General features: G+C 40.2%; 18 protein-coding genes and 1 pseudogene. 7 read left to right on the top strand and 12 right to left on the bottom strand.

Features of this window, described 5'->3' with window-relative positions:
• Positions 1–37: 37 nt before the first annotated feature.
• Both ACYVQZ_RS04125 and ACYVQZ_RS04120 read left to right on the top strand, forming a co-directional pair.
• Positions 38–922 carry an SDR family NAD(P)-dependent oxidoreductase gene (locus tag ACYVQZ_RS04125; protein ID WP_461240132.1) on the top strand — a complete coding sequence of 295 codons (885 nt, stop codon included), beginning with the start codon at positions 38–40 and terminating at the stop codon, positions 920–922.
• Between the two features lie 21 nt (positions 923–943).
• Positions 944–1510 carry a TetR/AcrR family transcriptional regulator gene (locus ACYVQZ_RS04120; protein ID WP_461240131.1) on the top strand — a complete coding sequence of 189 codons (567 nt, stop codon included), beginning with the start codon at positions 944–946 and terminating at the stop codon, positions 1508–1510.
• Positions 1511–1690: 180 nt separating this feature from the next.
• Here ACYVQZ_RS04120 and ACYVQZ_RS04115 read toward each other — a convergent pair whose 3' ends face one another.
• On the bottom strand, positions 1691–2185 hold the full coding sequence (locus ACYVQZ_RS04115; protein WP_461240130.1) for a GNAT family N-acetyltransferase: 495 nt from the start codon (positions 2183–2185) through the stop codon (positions 1691–1693).
• Between the two features lie 193 nt (positions 2186–2378).
• Between ACYVQZ_RS04115 and ACYVQZ_RS04110 the strand changes: the two genes are divergently transcribed.
• Both ACYVQZ_RS04110 and ACYVQZ_RS04105 read left to right on the top strand, forming a co-directional pair.
• Positions 2379–2804, top strand: a complete 426-nt coding sequence (locus ACYVQZ_RS04110; protein WP_461240129.1) for a MarR family winged helix-turn-helix transcriptional regulator — start codon at positions 2379–2381, stop codon at positions 2802–2804.
• Positions 2805–2810: 6 nt separating this feature from the next.
• Entirely contained in the window at positions 2811–3965 is a 1155-nt protein-coding gene (locus ACYVQZ_RS04105; protein ID WP_461240128.1) for an MFS transporter, read from the top strand.
• A gap of 44 nt (positions 3966–4009) precedes the next feature.
• Here ACYVQZ_RS04105 and nfsA read toward each other — a convergent pair whose 3' ends face one another.
• Both nfsA and rsgA read right to left on the bottom strand, forming a co-directional pair.
• On the bottom strand, positions 4010–4750 hold the full coding sequence (gene nfsA / locus ACYVQZ_RS04100; protein ID WP_461240127.1) for an oxygen-insensitive NADPH nitroreductase: 741 nt from the start codon (positions 4748–4750) through the stop codon (positions 4010–4012).
• A 204-nt stretch (positions 4751–4954) separates the two neighbouring features.
• Entirely contained in the window at positions 4955–6007 is a 1053-nt protein-coding gene (gene rsgA, locus ACYVQZ_RS04095; protein ID WP_461240126.1) for a ribosome small subunit-dependent GTPase A, read from the bottom strand.
• A 270-nt stretch (positions 6008–6277) separates the two neighbouring features.
• Between rsgA and ACYVQZ_RS04090 the strand changes: the two genes are divergently transcribed.
• Both ACYVQZ_RS04090 and ACYVQZ_RS04085 read left to right on the top strand, forming a co-directional pair.
• On the top strand, positions 6278–7144 hold the full coding sequence (locus ACYVQZ_RS04090) for an SDR family oxidoreductase (protein ID WP_461240125.1): 867 nt from the start codon (positions 6278–6280) through the stop codon (positions 7142–7144).
• A 53-nt stretch (positions 7145–7197) separates the two neighbouring features.
• Complete coding sequence (locus ACYVQZ_RS04085; protein WP_461240124.1) at positions 7198–7632, top strand: Rrf2 family transcriptional regulator; 435 nt, start codon at positions 7198–7200, stop codon at positions 7630–7632.
• 95 nt (positions 7633–7727) lie between these two features.
• Here the strand turns inward: ACYVQZ_RS04085 and ACYVQZ_RS04080 are convergent, their stop codons facing one another.
• The 5 genes from ACYVQZ_RS04080 to ACYVQZ_RS04060 form a co-directional block, all read right to left on the bottom strand.
• Positions 7728–8387, bottom strand: coding sequence for an NAD(P)H-binding protein (locus tag ACYVQZ_RS04080; protein WP_461240123.1), 660 nt, complete (start codon positions 8385–8387; stop codon positions 7728–7730).
• A 12-nt stretch (positions 8388–8399) separates the two neighbouring features.
• Positions 8400–9347, bottom strand: coding sequence for a DMT family transporter (locus ACYVQZ_RS04075; RefSeq protein ID WP_461240122.1), 948 nt, complete (start codon positions 9345–9347; stop codon positions 8400–8402).
• 127 nt (positions 9348–9474) lie between these two features.
• Positions 9475–10149 (bottom strand): NAD(P)-dependent oxidoreductase, encoded by a 675-nt coding sequence (locus ACYVQZ_RS04070; RefSeq protein WP_461240121.1) that lies wholly within the window; start codon positions 10147–10149, stop codon positions 9475–9477.
• A gap of 56 nt (positions 10150–10205) precedes the next feature.
• Positions 10206–10664 carry a MerR family transcriptional regulator gene (locus ACYVQZ_RS04065; protein WP_461240120.1) on the bottom strand — a complete coding sequence of 153 codons (459 nt, stop codon included), beginning with the start codon at positions 10662–10664 and terminating at the stop codon, positions 10206–10208.
• Between the two features lie 431 nt (positions 10665–11095).
• Positions 11096–11443 carry a winged helix-turn-helix transcriptional regulator gene (locus ACYVQZ_RS04060; RefSeq protein ID WP_461240119.1) on the bottom strand — a complete coding sequence of 116 codons (348 nt, stop codon included), beginning with the start codon at positions 11441–11443 and terminating at the stop codon, positions 11096–11098.
• A 134-nt stretch (positions 11444–11577) separates the two neighbouring features.
• Between ACYVQZ_RS04060 and ACYVQZ_RS04055 the strand changes: the two are divergent.
• Positions 11578–12135: pseudogene (locus ACYVQZ_RS04055) on the top strand (NAD(P)H-dependent oxidoreductase); the annotation flags it as partial.
• 636 nt (positions 12136–12771) lie between these two features.
• Here ACYVQZ_RS04055 and ACYVQZ_RS04050 read toward each other — a convergent pair.
• The 4 genes from ACYVQZ_RS04050 to ACYVQZ_RS04035 all read right to left on the bottom strand — a co-directional run bounded on the left by ACYVQZ_RS04050 (position 12772) and on the right by ACYVQZ_RS04035 (position 20219).
• Entirely contained in the window at positions 12772–14742 is a 1971-nt protein-coding gene (locus ACYVQZ_RS04050; RefSeq protein WP_461240118.1) for a DUF262 domain-containing protein, read from the bottom strand.
• 266 nt (positions 14743–15008) lie between these two features.
• Positions 15009–16031: an Eco57I restriction-modification methylase domain-containing protein gene (locus ACYVQZ_RS04045; RefSeq protein WP_461240117.1), complete on the bottom strand. Its 1023-nt coding sequence runs from the start codon at positions 16029–16031 to the stop codon at positions 15009–15011.
• A complete protein-coding gene (locus ACYVQZ_RS04040; RefSeq protein ID WP_461240116.1) occupies positions 16031–19312 on the bottom strand; it encodes a DEAD/DEAH box helicase family protein in 3282 nt (1093 codons plus the stop codon). The genes ACYVQZ_RS04045 and ACYVQZ_RS04040 overlap by 1 nt, the downstream gene beginning before the upstream one ends.
• A gap of 1 nt (position 19313) precedes the next feature.
• Positions 19314–20219, bottom strand: a complete 906-nt coding sequence (locus ACYVQZ_RS04035) for a restriction endonuclease (protein WP_461240115.1) — start codon at positions 20217–20219, stop codon at positions 19314–19316.
• Positions 20220–20392 lie beyond the last annotated feature (173 nt).

Raw genomic sequence — 20392 nt, 5'->3', positions numbered from 1 at the left:
CAACTCTCACTCAATACACAAAGGAAAAGATAAAACTATGTCAAAATTAATTTTAATCACAGGTGCTACTGATGGCATCGGTAAAGTCACCGCTCAAAAATTGGCTGAAAAAGGTCATGAAATCATTATTCATGGACGCAATGAACAAAAAGCGCAACATGTCGTATCTGAAATCAAACAAGCAACAGGTAATCAAAAAGTAAGTTATCTAATTGCAGATCTATTTTCGTTCCAAGCAATCAAGGATATGGTCAACAATTTCAATGACAATCATGATCATCTTGACGTCTTGATCAACAACGCCGGCGCAGTTCTCGATGCTCAGCGCTTCGAAACTGTGAATGGTATTGAAGGTACTATGGCTTTAAATGTGATGGCACCATTACTACTAACCGAATTACTGTTACCAAAGTTGCGTCATTCTTCTGACGGTAGAATTATTAATATGTCATCTGGTACCCATCGTATTGCGCATCCTGATATGACAGATCTGAATCTAGAACATGTCGCTTCCGGTCAGGTACGCTATGGTATCAGTAAACTATTTGTCATCTGGAACACACAACATCTTGCGGCTCAACTTCAACAAGCTGGTATTAGTAATATCACCGTCAATGTCTCCCATCCTGGTATGGCGACCACTAACTTTGGTCAGGATAGTGATAACGGCTTTTGGGTTAATTTAGTTTATAAAGTCGCGGTTGCAATCGGAAAAACCTTCCATGTCGCCACACCAGAACAAGGCGCAGTTACCAATGTATATCTTGCTTCCGCCGACAATGTGAAAGGTGTTAGTGGTAAATTTTTCGACAATAAGAAACGACAAGTTCAACCTGCAACAGGTGAATATTCTCCTGCTAAGGAATTAGCTCTATGGAACTATTGCATGAAAAAACTGCAACCCTGGATTGACGAAAACTGATTAATTAGTTAAGGTTATGCTATGAGAACAAAAGACGAGAATAAAAGAAAAGCAATAAAAGACGCGGTCATCGATTTGTGCCAAACAGATGGCTTCACTAATTTAACCACCGCCAAAGTTGCCAAACATGCAGGGGTTAGTCCTGCGACTATTTATCTCAACTATCAAGATAAAACAGATATGCTTAGTCGTTTGTATGAAGAAGTCAAAGGTGATCTGCATAAGGGATTGGCTGGCATAATTACTGCTGCTGGTAATGATGTCGAAGCACAACTGCGTGCGATGCTCCACTATTCAATCACACAAGCCCAAAAATATCCAAAAGAATCCCATTTCATCTCTGCTTTGTGGACGAACCAAGAGCTCTTAGATTCTACGGCTCGTGCATATGGCCAAGTAGCAGCTGGTCCGTTAGTTAAATTGTATCAACGTATTACCTCGGCTCCTGACTTCATTGATGCACCAGAAGTAATTATGGAAAGCTTTGCCACTGTACCGCTACTGGTAATGCAAACAGCTAACAAGAAAGTCGATGCAGTAACTATTAACCAGTCTATTGACATCGTGGTCAAAGCATTAAAGCGCTAAATAATAACAGACACATACCTTTAATAGGCATGTGTCTATTTTGTTTAACGTCTAAATTAAGTCATTTATCGCTCATACCGGCTGCCATTTTAATTTTAAGCCTACGACAAAAACATAATTTAACTATTGGTGATTTGTAGTGAATTTGATTTTCATTATAAATAAAGACAGTCAAATAAACTAAATAAAATAATCACCTTTGACCAACACAATCTCTTGTAGAGCACCAAAAGGCGTTTGTTGCGTTTTTCTATTAGTAGTGATTTTAAAACCTTCTGATTCATAAAGTGCTATTGCTCTAACATTTTTCTCTAATACCACCAAATAAAAACTTTGGTACTGTCCTGCTAATCTTGATAAAGCACCTTGCAGTAATGCGCGACCGATACCGAGATGTTGTGCCACCGGATGAACATAAAGGGAACGTAATTCTCCTATTCCCTGATACGCGCTATCTCGCGCAGCACCAAAACTGCAAACGCCAACGATTCGATCATACATCGTTGCCAAAAGCGTCGTTTTTTGATGTTCCTCTGGATGCCATGTCTCTGGTGTTAATGAATCAAGATAGGCTTGTGGAACTAACCCGCGATATGCGTCCTGCCAAGTATCATAATATAGTTGTGCAACGGCATGAAAATCAGTATTGGGACTTGCAGGGATAATTTTAAACATTATAACGGCCTCCCACATTTGTATCGATTAGTAAAAATCATACACTCTTATTAATCAAAGTGTACTTCACTCTTCTATATTTACAAAATGGACTTCCAATCTTAATGAATCATCTAAAAGAATTTCTCAAAAGCAAAACTTTTCCTTACGAAAATATACAGTATGCTGTATACTTTGTTCGCGAGGTGATTAGATGGTAAACGATGATATGATTGCACGACAATTATTACAACTAGCGCGTAGGCTCAAACAAAGAAGAAGTTTACATCTTAAAGATGTGAATTTAACCACTGACCAATGGGATGCTTTGAAATACTTTGTTGAACATTCTCATTCAACTATTGCAATGTTTAAGGATTATCAAGGTATTACTCATCAAACTGCACGGGTGATTGTTCAGCGCATGATGACCGCTGGGGTAGTGACATTAGAATCAAATCCAAATGATGGTCGCTCCAAACTAGTTGAGGTAACACCACTAGGGTTGAACAAATATGCTCAGCTAAGTAAGCGCGGTTGGCAAATTAGTGAAGAACTTTTTGCTGGCTTTACGCCTACAGAACAGCAACAATTTTTGGCATTAGCACGACGCGCTAATGATAATTTAGAGAGGAAATGACTGTGCGTGAAAACGCGTTTATATACTAAAGATGTGATATTAGTTTTAGCAGCAAGTTTCTTTTATTTAATGAGTCCCATGTTGATTAATCCAATTATTGCTGGTTTTTCAACTAACATTGGTGCTAGTGGTATTTTAGCTGGTGTAATTGCCGGAGGTATGAATTTAACGGCACTAGTACTACGACCACTGGCTGGAAACTTAACCGATCTCATTTCTAAGTACTACATCACACTTGCGGGTGGTGTGTTCATTTTAGTGGCTAGTTTGGGATATACATTTACAACTAATATCGCATTAATTATCCTTTTTCGTGTCATCAATGGCCTCGGTTACACATTGTGTTCCGTTTGCATGGCCACCTGGATGGCAGCCTTACTGCCGGCCGATCGGATTGGCTCCGGAATGGGAATTTATGGTTTAGCAAGTGCACTAGGAATGGCTGTTGGTCCAGCAATTAGTGTCTATTTGTATCAAAATTACAGTTACCAAAGTGTTTTTTGGGTGGCATCTGGATTTAGTATGATCATGTTGATTGTCATCCAATTTGTCGGTAATCGTGGTCTTCCTAGTAAGACGAAGCCACAAGCAACCACCAAGAAAAAATTCCAGTTAGTGCAACCGAAAGTCGTTCCTGTAGCAGCAATTTTAATGTTATTTTCATTGCCCTATTTTGCCACTGAATCTTACATTGTGAGTTACATTGCTCATCGCCACTTTGCAGTTCCTGCGGGTATGTTTTTTCCAGTTTATGCCGTTATTTTAATCATCATGCGGACCGTACTGCGGGATGCGTTTGATCGCGTTCCGTTTAATAAATTCATTTGGTTATGTTTAGGGTTCAACCTATTAGGTTTAATTGGATTAACTGACTTAAGAAACTGGTTCATGTTGTTACTGGGTGCTTTTGGTTTTGCTGGTGGTTATGGTTTAATGTTCTCAATTTGCCAAGCCAAGGCATTAACACTGGTACCAGAATCAGATCAGGGCTTAGCAAATAGTACCTTTTACATTGGCGTGGACCTTGGCATGTCAGGTGGACCAATGATTGCCGGTGTGATTACGGCGCTCTTTTCATGGGCCTGGCTCTACCCAGTCATGGCGGTGACGATGCCAATCATCGTGATTGTTTATTTTGCCAGTCGGCGCCTATTATCCTAAAAAACTCGTTCAGCATTTTCAGCTGAACGAGTTTTTTTATTGAATCAAGATTTTGCTAAACCATGTTTATTCAGAAAGTCTTTCATAAATGCGCGCGGGCGGTTGTACAACCCTTTCATCACAGTACTGGCCCAAGTTCGATTAGATTTTGTTCCTGAGCGTTGTTGATAATACAATTGAGTCGCTTCATTATATTTCTTGATTGTTTCTGACTCATCATCAAAGTATTTATTGGTTGTATAAATACCTTCAAACGGAAGTCTTGGTTTAAGATCATTTTTATGCTTTGGGTGACCAATCACTAGGCCAAAAACTGGATACGCATAATTCGGAATTTCTAACAATGTTGAGATTTGTTCAATGCCATCTCGTACGCCACCAATGTAACAAGCACCTAATCCCATTGATTCGGCGGCAATGACCATATTCTGAGCTGCAAGGGCCGCATCAATGGCTCCTGTAATCGTTCCATCAATTCCTTCAACTGTCTTTGCAAGATCAATTCCTAAATGTTTAGCAACTTCGTAGTTACGATGTAAATCGGCCACAAAAATAAACAATTGTGGCGCTCTTTTGATAAAAGATTGATTACCAGCATAGTCTGCTATTTTACTCTTTACCTCATCATCAGTAATACCAATAATTGAATAAGCTTGTTGGTAACTTGAAGTAGATGCTGTTTGAGCAGTTGTTACTAACGTTTTAATTTCATCTTGTGTGAGCTTTTCTGATGTAAAGGATCTCACTGATACATGCTGACGAATTGTTGTTAAAGTTTGATTCACGTTAACTCCCCTTTTTAATTTTCGCAAAAAATATTAGCTATATTTTCCAATTTATCGAGATAAGAGTAACACAACCTTAAATTTCTCGTAACTATATTAACGCGCTAGGGCGTAAAGTTTCACTATTATCTCGAACCATACAAAAAATTATTGAAAACAAAACACCGATATTGACTAAGATTATCAATATCGGTGTATATAAATTTACCCACGCTTATGTCGCGCAGCTTTCATCTTTTGTTGCATTAATTTCTTACTACCAAACATGCGCGTAATTTTTGCGTTCTCGCGGGCCTTCCCGCGTAATCCATTATTAGTTGCCTGTTCAGTTTTCAATTTCTGATAATTCGCTAAGCGTGAAGCATCCAGGATACCATCAGTCACAGCTCGTTGAACAGCACATCCTGGTTCATTAGTGTGCGTACAGTCATTAAACCGACATTGCTCAGCCAATGCTTCAATGTCACTGAATGTAGCCGTAATGTCAGCATCAAGCAGACCTAACTCACGCATCCCCGGTGTATCTATCACGATACTTCCATTGGGCAGTCGTAGCAGTTGACGCGCTGTCGTCGTGTGTCTTCCATGAGCATCACTAGATCGGACTTCTTTTGTGGCATAGGTCTCTTCACCTAATAATCGGTTAATCAAGGTGGTTTTACCTACCCCAGATGACCCTAAAAAGGCATATGTCGCTCCAGAACTCATAAATGCGGTCAAAGCATCAATACCAGTTGCTGTACTATCACAAACAATTACCGGAGTGTCGGGCACAACTGACTTAACCTCAGCAATCTGATCAACAAGCGTTGTTGTCGTATCCGCCTTCGTTAAAACCACGGCAGTTTGCGCACCTGAAGCATTAGCGACTGCCAAATAACGTTCTAAACGACGGATGTTAAAGTTAGCATCTAGTGCCATACACAGCAATAACCAGTCAACATTAGCAGCTATTAATTGCGCGTCAAACCGCCGACCAGCAGCTTTACGTAAAAAAATGCTGTGGCGGTCACAAATTCGTTCAATCGTTGCTTTATCTTGTGGATTCTGTGGTAATCGGACCTGCACCCAATCTCCAACTGTCGGAAAATCAGTGGCATCCACTGCCATATTGACAATCCGGCCAGCAACTTGCGCAAAATACTTACCAGCATCACAAACCAAAGTATATTGCTGGTGGCTGAGGGCCGTAACTCGTGCCAAAGTTAAACCTGTAACTGCAGTATTATTAGTGTTTCCATATTCAGATAGTTTCATTATTTTGTCCTCGTAATGGCGAGAGGACTATGCGTGCATAGCCCTCCAGTGACTTGCAGCGCCTAATACAATGTTCAACATAAACTGTCTTCCTTTCTGAACCGGTATGGACTACCGGTGTTAAAAACATTATATCAAAAATTATCTTGCATAAATAACATTTGATGTTAATATTAAAACAACATGTTATTTTTAAAACAACATGGCCGTTCAAGTTACTAAAATTTAACAATTCGCATACTAGCTCACCAATTTCAAGGAGAATTAATTATGAAATATCTTATTACCGGAGCCACTGGCCATCTTGGTCAAAAAGTTGTGGAAAATCTTCTGTCCATAGTCGAACCCGACAACTTAACAGCTGCCGTTCACACACCAGCAAAAGCTACATCATTAAGTAACCAAGGCATCAACGTTGTCCCTATCGACTACTTAGACGTTGCGCGTATGACTCAAGCTTTTTCAAATCAAGACGTAGTAATCTACATTCCTAGTAAAACCTACGATGTTTTACAGCGAATCACTGAGTTTGAAAATTCAATCAAAGCACTCAAACAAGCAAAGGTAAAATCAGTAGTTTTCGTTAGTTTCTACGCCGACCAGGAAAACAATCCATTCACGATGTCACCATATTATGCCTATGCCCCTCGCAAACTTGCCAGCAGTGGTCTACACTATGCCATTGCTAAAAATTCTTTATACGCCGATCCACTGGTACCGTACCTGCCAGAGTTAATTGAACGTCAGGCCTTAATTTACCCTGTTGGCGACAAAGCAATGAGTTTCATTACATTAAACGACAGTGCTAAAGCAATTGCTGCACTTGCCACTCAACCTGAGCTTCGTGATCGCGGTCAGATTTACACCTTAACGCAAGAAAAGAGTCTGACAATGCCTGAATTGGGTCAAATCATGACCAAGGTTACGGGGCACGAAATTGGTTATGTGCCTGTGACCATACAAGCGTTTGGTCAAATTTATGCAGCAGAAGGTGATGGCGAAGAACTGGCAAGCATGTACGCTGCTGGTGCCTTGGGATTGTTCGATCAAACTACAAGTGACTATCACACACTCACAGGAACTCAACCCGAAAACATGCTAGATTTCTTGCAACATAACTATCATGCCGAGAACTAACTCAATCATTCTTTATTACATAATGAAATTTGAAAGGAAAATGAAGTGTAATCATGAAATATTCTCATAAACTAAGCAATGCTGTTCATATTCTTGCTTTCGTCAATATCTATGCAGATGGTGATTTATCTAGTGCTGCAATTGCGAATAGTGTTGAAGCAAATCAAAGCGTCGTACGCCAACTGATGGCAAAGCTGGTTAAGGCTGGTCTACTTAATACACAACCTGGTAAAGTGGCTCCTGTTTTAGCAAAGGATCCAGATGATATTACATTACTCGACATCTTTGGCGCAGTTGAAGACACTCGTAATTTACTGCACATTGATGAAAAGACCAATCCTTCGTGTATTGTTGGTGGTAATATTCAAGAGACCCTCAATGACATCTATGCAGATGTGCAACAAGATGCCGAAGCCAGCATGGCTAAGCATACCCTTGCTGACATTATTTCAGATCTTTTGATTCGCGAACAGGCAAAAAAACGTTGATTAAAATAGCCATAGATATGAGAAAAATACAGTTTTAAATAAAAGCCCTCATTGAATTCGAAACAATTCAATGGGGACTTTGTTGTTATTTATTTTTACCGATACCAACGTGGAGCCGGTCCATCAGTATTGGGTTTGCTAACGCCAACCGATTCTCCAATTAACTGTTCAGGATCATCGATTAACTTTTCAACTAGATCTGCCACACTCTTTCGAGAAATTTCGGTCCCTTTGAAAGGCTCTCCTTTGAAGGTCATCTCATAATCAATTTCTGTCACATCTTGAAACCAGGCCGGCCGAATCAACGTGTAATCCAATTGGCTAGCTTCAACTACTTGCGTTGCATCCGTATATGCAGTCAACGTACTGCCTAACATGTCCCGATTCCAACGGCCATAAGCTCCTGGAATTTCATCGTAAACCCCATTTGCTGAAATCCAAATCAAACGATGTACTTGGGCTTGTTGCATTGCCTTAACCACTGAAACAGCCTGTTTACCAAGATCAGCACCATACAAATTACCATAAACCAGCGACTGATCAGTCATAATTGTAGCTAAACGATCAGTATCTAACACATCTGCTTGTACGACTTTTACTCCAGGCTTAGATAGGTCGAATTGCACCAATTTTTGCGGATTTCGTACCAATAACGTTAAATTCGAAATGTCGTTACCGACTTTTGGAAGTAAATTTTGGACCACAATTTTTGCGATTGAACCACTAGCACCTAGAATCAAAACATTTTTAGTCATTAAAATTCTCCTTTAAACGAAGTGGATTCCCACCACACTGATAAACATCACAATCAAACCAATAATTTTTTCACGCGCGATTGGCACAGCAAATGAATCAAACAACCCCATATGTTCCACGATCGCACTAAATAATAACTGTCCAAATAACGCTAAAATCACTACTTGTCCAGTTCCTAGCATGGGAACCAGCCAAGCACTACATAAAATGTATGCCCCACCGATCACACCACCCAACCATAACCACCAATAACGCTTCGTAGCGATCAAGGCATTATGAATCGGATTAAAGCTGATGTGAGTGGCACAATTGACCAAGAACAATAGAATAAACCCAATGATAAATGAAATTGTTGCCGCTTGTAGCGTTGAGCCTAACATCGTCCCTAAATGCCCATTGATTGCCGTTTGCGATGCCATTAACATCCCAGCAATCACGCCGAAAATCTGATAAATCAGTTGATGTTTAACGTGCATTTTGGCAATTGTTTGCTTCGCCAGTGGAGCTGTTTGGCTAAAGACACCAATAGTGATAAAAACACCAATCACGAGCAATGTCACGCCGAATAATTTCAACCAAGTCAAACTTTGCCTTGGGGAACCAAATAAAGCAAATTGATCTATTATAATACCCATGATGATCTGTCCTAAGATCGGTAACACGGAAGCTTGGATACTACCTAGCTTCCCAAACAATACAATATTTCCCGTTAAACCGATTACGCCAAAGACCCCACCAAGCCATATCCACCAAGGTTGCGTGGTCACAAAGCTTGTTGAAGGTAGTAAAGGTTGACCAAACAATCGGCCTAAGATGAATAAAAATAACATGCCGATCATAAACGAAATGGCCGAGGCCAAATAGGATGAGCCAACAGACTGACGAAGTTTTGAATTGATCGCCGTTTGCGTTGCCAATCCAGCACCCATGAATATGGGTACCAAAGCTAAGAATACCACGCTATCCCTCCAATAATTTAACTTTCACTTTACAGTGCAGGCACTATAATACAGCCTATAGTGAACTATAGGTCAAGCATAATTTATTAAAAAAATCCCGCCGACAAGCAGCGAGATTTTTTGAAATTCAATAACGTTTATTGGGTTCTGGATTATTTCCTGAATACAAAGTGATCTGTTGACCAATGTATTGATGATTCTCAACAATATCGACCATCCCTTTAGCATAGTCAGTATAGCTGATGTAATCATTTTGCCCATCGCTTGGATCTGGCGTAGGAAAATACTCATTTCCAGTCACCTGATAGTGCCCCGTTGCACTTCCTTCAGGATCAAAATTAAACGGTGGCGTGACGTAAGTCCACAAGACATCGTGACTATCTTTGAGTTGTTGTAATCCGATGCTATGTGCCAGGCAAAGATCTTGCATATATCGAGGATAATAACGTCGGTATTCTTGGAGTTGATGCCGATGTGCTGAATCCGTATAAAGTGTATTGGCACCGCCAACTTTTAAATAGCGCGTTTTTGTTTTTTGTAATAACGAAATCACATGTGCCAAACCAAGGGTGTGCACGACCTCAGTTTGTGGAGACCATGCGCCCACGGCATCAATCACTGCATCGAAACCGTCAACATCGTGTTTAGTCAGTGAACTAATATCTTTTAGCAACAATTGATCCACCACTGGATGTTTATGACGACGATGTGCGACGCCGACTACTTCATGCCCACGGCGCTGGGCTTCTCGATAAATTGCACGTCCAGCACGGCCAAATACACCAATAATCATGATTTTCATACTGCAACCTCCTCAGATCACAGCATAGACCCTATAGTTCACTAGAGGTCAAGGAGTTAATCTTTTTGTAGTTTCGCATAGTCATCAAAAGTCGCTTGGTTTATTTCCTTTGTATCACCGACCAAATGAATTTGTTCAGTGCCTGCCTTTAATGCTGTTTCATAATACCACTGTTTAAAATGCAAATGGGCCATTGATGCTTTGAGACTATCAATGCGTGACTGCAATTCCTGCTCATGTTCATTCAAAAAATCAGCGCGGTCTTGTAATGTCCGATCGCCTTGCAACCGCCAACCTTCAAACTTAGCACTATCTTTGATGGATACGCCTGCATCACGTAAGTCTAGAATCATCTGCAAAGTTCTGATGTCATCTTCTGTAAACATGCGTCGACCGCCTTCATCGCGTTTTAACAAAGGTAACAACCCTTCTGCATCATAATAGCGGATTGCCTGAACCGTGAGGCCTAATCTTTTTGCAACGTCACCGATGCTGTATGTGGTTTTATTATCCATTTATTCGTCCTTTCTTACATGGCGGAACTGGGGACAGGACCGTTACGCATAATTATATAATATCAATTAGTCTGGTAAGGAAAATACTGGAACAATTTCAATCACACTTTTTCACAAAAATTTCATCGCTTATGAAACGGACTTGCATATCATTCATCCCTTTCATTTTCATTGCCTTCACAAAAATAGCCCAGTCACCAAACGACCACTGGGCAGATACTAGTATATCAAATTGATAATATATACTTGGTGTTTTGACAAATTTGGCTATGTTTTTTCATACCAATCTTTCATTAAATGACCTTCGTACCTGATTTGTTTTTTACCAAATCTCTTGGTGTCACGAATTTCGGAAATCCACGCTTTGATGATGGCGAGAGAGTCTTTTTTGTCTTCTTCAGCAGCGCCTGATCAGCTCACTGCTTTTGGTCCTATTGCTCCCGCGACACCTGGTTCTCACCCCAATAACAAATGTCGTCCATCACCGGGATCAACGATTCACCGCGCGCCGACAGCGAATACTCAACTTTCGGTGGGACCTGTGGGTAAGCTTTGCGAACGATTAAATCGTCGTTTTCCAGCTCACGTAAGGTATTGGTCAAAGTCTTAAATGAAATTGGTGTCAATAGTCGCTTGAGTTCGTTATAGCGGCTCGGTTTATGATTGAGTTCCAGCGCATACAGCACCTGCATTTTATACTTGCCACCGATCAGCCGCATGGTGTACGCAAAACCAGTATCGGCTAAGCGGTGTTCTTTGATGTAATCAATATCTGCCATAGCACTCTCCTTTAGGTTAATACCACACTTTTATTACCGCACTTGTGCTCGCGTCAAGCATACCATAAACTAGATTCATCGACCAAAAGGAGGATCACCAATTGAAAACGATCATCTAGGTTCATCCTTATCCCAAGAGCTTCAACCACGCCATTTTAACGCGACTGACTGAATATTTTGATGTCGAGCATCAAGCTTATCAAGTGATTGATCTCTACAAAGACGACTTTGATCCGCGCTATTCCGCTGAAGAGCTACGGCTTTTTAGTCGTGGCGAGACACCTTACCCACTGGTTAGAACTTATCAGCAACTCATTCAACAATCCGATGAGTTGATTTTTATCACGCCGATCTGGTGGCACAATATCCCCGCTGAACTCAAAGGTTTCTTTGACAAAGTAATGTTGAAAAACTTCGCTTATGTTGAGGACCCTGAGTGGCACGGTTTGCTGACGTACATCAATCAAACGACCGTCATCACCACTGCAACCATCACAAAAGATTACCTGCGGCACGAATCTGGCGACCCGATCCAGAGTAACTTGATTGATCGAACTTTTGCTGATATCGGCATCGATCCTGCCAAAACTAACTGGATCCACTTCGGAAAAGTCAATCTGACCACAGATGCGATTCGCAAACGGTTCTTGATGGACTTGCCCGAACTTTATCGCGATGGGCAAAATGACTAGGCAAGCTGCAATACCTAATTCACAAACCTTTCAGCAAAAACGGACAACCCTTCGGTTAATTAGACACTACACTATATCCTACATTTGCACTTATACCTTATCTCCTTGCATGTAAAAATAAAGGACCACAACTGCTTTCACGGCGGTTATGGTCCTTTCAATCATTTATATCAAAGTCAGAATATCTATTAGAAATTTAAGTTTGTTTGTTAGCCACTTCCTCCATACAGACGAGTCATGATTATTAAGCTACAAGTCGTTTCACAAACACGAATCTTTGCATGGTGTGCATCATTTGTAAGAAATTAACAATCAACACATTGGTATTAAATGAATCATTTAAATTCAATTTTGAAATATTGTCCCGGGGAGACCCTTTTTCGGAAATTCTCTTTCATGAGGAACAGTTATGTTTCCAGTAACAGCGATTTCGTCATCAAATTTCTTTAATTTCTCTAGATATTCAACGGTTAATGGCAAGTTGTCATCATCAAACCTATCCACAAATCAAAGTGTTACATGTTTCCTCATTTAGCAATAACTTCTTAATTGTATTAATAAATTCTTGGAACCCTAATTTTTCAATCCTATTAGCTATCATATATCTCCTATCTCTAAATCAAAAAACTTCTGTACTTACTTTACAGCGTAAGAAACCTGATCAGTTATATTACAGATTTCAGAGATTTTAGCAATGATAGCCAGAATAACAGTGGCGGAGAAATTAGTTTCAACCACTGTACCATTCTCCAATTTTTCTGGTACATTTCCAGGTCTAAAGAGCATTCGCCCCAATTGACGATTTTCTCTGACACGATCGAAGTTAAAGCTGTCTTTGTTCCAAATGTCGTTTAGGAAAGTTACTAGCATCTGCCTCCAAGTTTTTACTGGATATTCATTCTCACTAATTGTTATTTGAATTGGTTTTTTACCTGTGACATCAGTAGTCTGATCAATCGTGTACTCGCCAGTAATTTCTTCCTCACTGACTTCTTTAATATTTGGCACGGGGAAAATTTGAATTAATTCTTTCGTTAATTCTTCAGTACGATCAGTAATATCATTCTTTCCCCATTGGCCATAATTTTCAGAAACTTCCCTTGTAAGCGAAACATTTGAGTCCTTGTAAAATTTTTTCTTTTCACTATAAGGCTTATTGCTCATTTCTTGATTATATTTAGTAAGCGTTAAATTACCCAGTGTGCCACCATATTGTTCTTTGACTTTGTCAGCATTAGAAACTTGAAGACGCCATTCAGCACTAAGACGTTGGGGCATAATATGTTCAACCTGGGCATCATCAAAGTTAATTGTTTCCCTCGTCCGATGTTCTTCCAGAATTACTAGAGATAATTTAGCCAGGTGGTTTCTCTGGTGGTAAAGGTCCACTTCCATCAAACTATCTGATAATTTACGATCATCTGGAAAACTCGTTTTTAGTAATCGAAGCAACCGAAGCCTCAAATTGCCATCCTCCTTGGATAGATCACAAAGCCCCACAACCTTTTTGTTCATACGATTTGTTGGCAATTGGCAAGCCTTTATTCTAAATAAGTAGCTTTCCAAAACGTGCGCTAACTTAGTAGCTTCGTCTTGACTAATTTGTCCTAGATCAACCAAATTCATTAATAGCATTAAGTATGGAAATACCACCTTACTATCCATTACATTGATGTGCTCTAGAATTTTGTCAAATTTCCTATCACTAGATTGATAATTCAGGATATGATCATAGTAGTTTGCAAACTTAAATAGATCAGATAATGCCTCTTCAGAGCTTAATTCTTGGGAAATACAATAGTCCTTATAGCTGCCATATACTCCATTTTTTTTAACAGATGTATGTGTTTTTACAACCAGATAATGACGAATGAACTCTGCAAAAGTTGGGGTAGCAAACATCCGCTCAATTTTAACCCAATATTTCTTATAGAGCTCTGCCTGCTGCTGTGAATCAATTTTCATCAAAAGGAAGTTCCGTACTAAATCTGATGGTGACAATGAAACACCGGTGGAATTCAGGCTTTCAAAAATGACTTGGGGATTTTCTTCATTAGAATCACTACTTAACTCAATATATACCATATTAAAGTGGTTCATCGCTTCATATAGTTTATCACTACTAATGTCGTCATCATTAATCAGTTTACGGAAAAAGTTGTAGTTGTCGATGACCTTGGACGGTTTATTAAAACCAGTCATATCGTTCATGACGGAATTAAATGCTTCATAATCATGTTCAACTGGCTTTAACTTCAAGTGGTTGTTATCATCCAGATACTTATTGGTTAAATACTCTTCTTCAATTTCATCTCGATCTTGTTCGTCAGCATTTGATAGTGCCTTCAACAACAAAGTTAGACTAGTGAGTCGTTGCTGACCATCAATGATGCGGTAAATGTGGCTCATCTTATTACCAGTTTCGGTAACATAAACAATGGCCCCAATAAAATGATCAGTGTCCGTTCGTGCGGCAACAGTCAAATCTCTAAACAATTGCTCACATTGATCTTTGTCCCACTCGTAATTTCGTTGGAAAACAGGAATCTCAAAGATAGTTTTCCCACTTCCTAAAAAATCGAATAAGTGTATACTATCTGCTTTCATGCTGTTGCTCCTCCCTAAATTCACGTTAAACTACATCTTGCAGTGTTCCTTCTTGCGCGTATTTATTTTGCCGCATCGATTTGCCTAAAGTACCTCTCCATTAGAGAATCTTTCAACTCTTTATCAAAATTAAAAATGTAGGTAGTGGCAATCAAGTAAATAATCCGTATTGGGACAAACCCATAGACTTGGTTGCATAATTTGTTTGCCACCGCGCTGTAGATAACATTCTAAGCTACTAGACACGGTCGGACGGGTATTTTTTCTTACATAGATTTGATTTTTGAAATGATTATACCGATATTTTCATTTGAAAGGTTATACTTTTTGAACAACGATTGATCGATATTCTCAACGCTATCATTCCAATCAATATCAGATTCATCAGAAAAGTCCTGGATTGGTACGTATCGATAAGTTTGACGCGCAGCATCATGGCTTGATTTAGCTAAACTATGCATATAGCGAACGAATTTTGTCTTGGTATACTTAGCTAAATTGTGAGCTGAATTCTCTGTAAGATTAAGGTCGACACCCAGTAGAATATATGTCTCGGTACATGCTGATCCTGGTTCAGCAATAATAGTGTTCAAATTATCATCATTTAATTCTGTACCAATATTATTTGCACGAGCCGTAAGAACCTTCCATGAGTCAATCCATTCTGAATGGGTAAGAACATTGCTTCGATTCGTAAACCCTACTACATCTTTACCATAACATCTAATTGGACTTGATAGGTCAGCAGCGAATTTTTTAAATTTCTCATCCTGTACAAACGTTCCACTCAATCCAAATGGTTTACGTGGCGAAATATGTTCATCCATCGAATCTGTTCCCGAAACTGCAGTAACCTTGTCAATAATCTCCAATGCCTTATTGTCACGGATAAACACATCCAACCCCCTAGCAGCAAGATGGCGTTTGGTGTCAGAGATAACTTTACCATTTACATACGTCTCGACACGGGTTAAAAACTTATCACTATCGTACTGTTTATCAAGTAATAGAACGCAGACACCACCACGAATATTTGTACCTGGAAAAACATCTACCGGATTTGGAAAGTCAATCAATGTTTTCATGTTTGGAGAATGAAGCATTTGGTTCCGAAAATCATTGAGCCCTTTGCCACCGACATACCAACGACTAGGCATGATTAAACAAGTCTGCTGAGCTATTTTTAGTCCGAGATCAACAAAATAGTGATATACAGGCATTGCACTTGCTTTAGATCCGCCATCACTTTCTTGATAAGGCGGATTACCCACTACTACATCAAATTTCATTACTGGATCTCCTTTCTAAACAATTCATCACACTTAGCTTCAAAATCACCATCACCCATCGCATAAGATGTGGTGTCGAAACAAACAATGTGTGAGTTGTCAATATCATCTGCACTAGCATCAAATCCGAAAATAAAGTTACGTGCAATGTTGTAAATAATCTCCGAAGGCGCAAAACCATAGATTTGGTGTTCCAGAATATGCTGAATACGTTCATGCTCATCAGGAATTTGATCAGCCAAACCTTCATACAGCCGTTTAACGATTTCCGTTAGATAAAGTCCCGATTTAATATACAAGTCGACAAAGGTCTTGTCTGGACTTTCGAAAATATCAGGCGTTTCTTCCTCTAGCTTATCGATCATCATCTTGACGACTTTCTTTGGCGTGAAAATTTGATTGGTTTTTTGCGGCGGAATGTAGTCGAAAATATCGTCGTCATATGTGTCGTCAAAATAATTCGCTAGTTCGTACCGTTTATGCACGAACTCCGAGCAAGATTCATTGAAAACGATAGGATCAAAGAATTGAAAATCATCGCGCAACTTACGAAATTGACTCAATGTGATACCCGTTACTTCTTGGAAGACTTCCTCGTTGAGTGTGGTGTCAAAATTACCCAGTGTAGTGTCTTCGGTACCATAAGCCATCAAGAATGCGGGGATAGTCCGGGCAAATCCACGAAGTCGGGAACGAATATCATCTTCGACTGTGTTCTTCTTCTTGTCTTCAGCCTTTTTTAGCAAAGTCTCCGTTGACGATTGAATGATCTCTTTGGAATTGTTAACGACGGTTGTCACAACATCCTTCTGCAAACCATCTCGGATCTGCTGTTGCTTTTGTTTCCACTCCCGCTTAGCCGTTTCAGTAAATTGACGTTTTGCAGCGTCTTCCATAGACGGATCGTGTTCAGCCTCTTGTACCTTCGTTTGATACTCAACTTGAGCCTCATTAGCCATGATCACGGCTTGTTTTTGAACCCTTTCCACTGCACGGGCAATGACATTTGCGCCTTGTTTCGTAACCGTCTCAGCGGCTTTAATGGTCAATCCGTTGTCTCTGGCAAGGCTTTTCATACTGTCAATCGTCTGTTCACGGAACGTATCAGCAACATTCTTAGCAGTACACGAACTATCGTCAACGTCGATATCTTCAGCGGCAGACTCGACTTCAGCATAAATCTTTTCACCGAAGTGATGCTCAACAGCCTTGTCAATCCTGTCTGGTTCAACAACGGCATTCCCTTGTTCATCGACTTGAACTTTTTTTGTATCGACCGGATCAGAATTCTGATTAGGAACTGTCTTACCTTCAGGAACCGCTGGCATTTGCTCCAGGATCTCACGAGCTTCAGATGATGCGAAAATACCACCAATATTCTGGAACAGAAAATTAGACATAAATCCGCGCTTAACAACTTCCTTAGCCTTAATGCTCCTTGGAATTGTCAATACTTGGTTGACGTCAAGCCCAACCATCTTACCTTCAGTATCTTCAGCAATGACTGGGAAGAAATTTAGCAGCGTCTTAAGGTTCTCCTTACGTTTTTCAGTCGTACCACCGCCATTTGTGGTTTCACCGGACAAATCATTAGCGAAATCATCATAAATTGTCAACGTCCGTTCAGGTGCAAAGTCAAATACATAGGCATTGGCCTTTTCCTTACGGATACCGTTCTCGGTATATGTCCAAGGATTTTGAGACCGGAACGCGGCTTGCATGTACAAGCTAGGCGATTTCATATTTGACAGCATTAAAACCCCAGTCCATTCCGGAACCGTTACACCGGTGGTCAATTGCCCAACAGATAGTGTGATTGTCTTGTCATGTTCTGCAATAGCTTTGCGAACTTTATCTAAAGAGCGAACATTTCGTACTTGATCGTCATCCGTCCGACCATCACCAGCGGCAATTACCACCTCATAGTCGTCAAAAACATCCGTACTCTTAATTAACTTCTCAAGCGCCTTAGCACTGGCAACACGGTTAAGAATCCAAAAAGTATGCTTTAGTTCGTTGCGTAGCTCATCATTTGAGAATGGATAGCCGTCATTTTTCCATAGACTATGAAGCCAACTGAGAACATCATCTTCATGAATGAATTTGCCAGACTCATTTGTCAAAAAGAACTCGTTCAGATCAAACGCATAGTCTTCGCTTTTGCCGTCAATTTGTGCTCCGGTATCAACCTCATCCGTGATCATCCGGCTCATTTGGTACGAAAACAGATTTAGGCGCGGTAATTTACGATAAGGGTTGTGCTCTTCATCATCGACTGGCCAATTTTCTTTGGCGCTTTGTTCATCGGCGTAAGTCCAGTTGAAGATTTGATCATCACTGAACGTTCTTTTAGCAACAGCCTTAAATGGTGTTCCAGACAAATTTAACGTAAAATCGCGTTGAATATTATCAAAGGCAACATCAGCTTTGAATGTGTCAGCTCCTTCGTGGGACTCATCAATTACCAGTAAATCCCAATGCAAGTCTTTGACCCACTTCAGCTTGTCATCGCTCCCACCAAATGGAATTGCACCTTTGATATCTTGCAACGAAATAAAAGCAATCATCCGCTGTTTACCATTGTCTAACTGAGCCATATACTCGTCGCGGCTCATAGTTGGACGTTCCTTGAGGGAATCAGTAGTAGACACAAACGCGTAGTCAGTTTGCCACGCAATAAATTTCTCGAAATCATCAAACCACGAATTGGCAATCGCTGGCCGGTTCGTCACAACCAGCACAGTCTCCGCGTTCAACTTCCGAGCTAAGTCATAGGTTGTCAATGTTTTACCAAAGCGCGGCTTGGCATTCCATAAAAACTCCCCACCAACATGACCTATGGCATAAGTAGCCGTTAGATCAACAGCAGCTTGTTGCTCTACACGCAATGTATACTCGGAAATGCCTTTGGACTGATTGAATTTGCAATCACGGAAATCCTCAAAGTCCTTATGTGCACGTTCAGGTGTCCCATCGTAATAAAACCATTCGGTGTTCAATCGTCGTTTAACATCTTTTTGTGAAGTTAAGTATTTATGTAGTTTCTTGTCATTAAACCAGCCTTCACCCTGAGAATACTTGGCGGGTTCAGACCATAGCTTATTTGCATTCAACCGAATCGCAGCCGTATGTGTCTGTTCACGAATTCGCATATCAACGTCTTGACGTTCTGTGTATCCTATCTTGATCCACCCGTTGTCTTCGGCAATTTGTGGCAATGTATACGCATAAATCTGCGGATAAACTACTTTTGTCGTCTTTATTTTAGTTTTATCAGTCATATCACGCGACTCCTTTATCAAAGAATTCCATTTTGTTCTTCTCCCAATTCATAACCTTGACTCGCTTACCACGCTTAGTAAACCATTCTTCCGGTGTATTTTCAGGATCATCAAACAATGATATTTGCTGTTGAACCACTTCGATACGCTTTTCACTCAACGGGATAATGAACTTCAAACCGTCCATCTGGAAAACATTATAGCTAATAATTTCAGCAATGGTCTTCAACTGTTCTGTGTTTGGTTCAATGCCCCACTTCGCCACAAAATAATCTCGATACGTGTAAAGCAAGTTCTCTCGCGCTAAGAGCAAAGAATCACCGCTCCACTCAAAACCATAGCTGGCCTTATACGCGGCCTCAACGAGTACTTGCCACATACCTTGTTCATAAGTTTCATCATTGATGCGACGAAGCTTGCGATCAACAAAGCCGACGCGATCTGACAGCGGAATCTCATTGCCAGTATCCATATCATAGCGGCTCACCATGTAAGGCGCCTCGCCACAGGTGATCTCCAACCAAGTCCGGTTCGTGTACGTTTCAAGATCATCGTAAACATAGTTTTTATCAACTGCATCATTTTGCTTTTTAACGACCCAAGTTGGTGTAAACACCTCTGCCTTAGCCTTAGTACGCTCCTTTTGCAACTCATAAGATTTCAGTACACGAGGCATAATAATATTGTTCATTACGCCAGTAACCAGTTCTGGCTTGATCTGGGCTTCTGGAGCGTAAGCCTTGGCATCGTATTGAATGTAATTATCATTCGCCCATATAATATTATGGGTCTTTTTGACAGTAGACTTCGTTCGATCAATCAACAGAATATCGAAGACGCCAGGCATACTTTCACGAATGGCGTTTTCTGAAACGTCACCCGATTTTGGTTCTTGTTGTTCAGTCATTAAATTGTCACCGTCCTCATCATAAACATTATCATTTATATGCTTCCAAACATATCGAATAGTTATCGTTTTTAAACTGGTCCATTACAATTGGTCGATTGAACGCTTATACACATTTTATCAATATTGAACCATCAATGAGCACATTTTCTAAAATAAAATCTTATCCTACA

The organism is Paucilactobacillus salsurae, assembly GCF_054784995.1.
The sequence above is the reverse complement of the archived record's forward strand: the minus strand, read 5'-3'. Positions and strand labels throughout refer to the sequence as shown.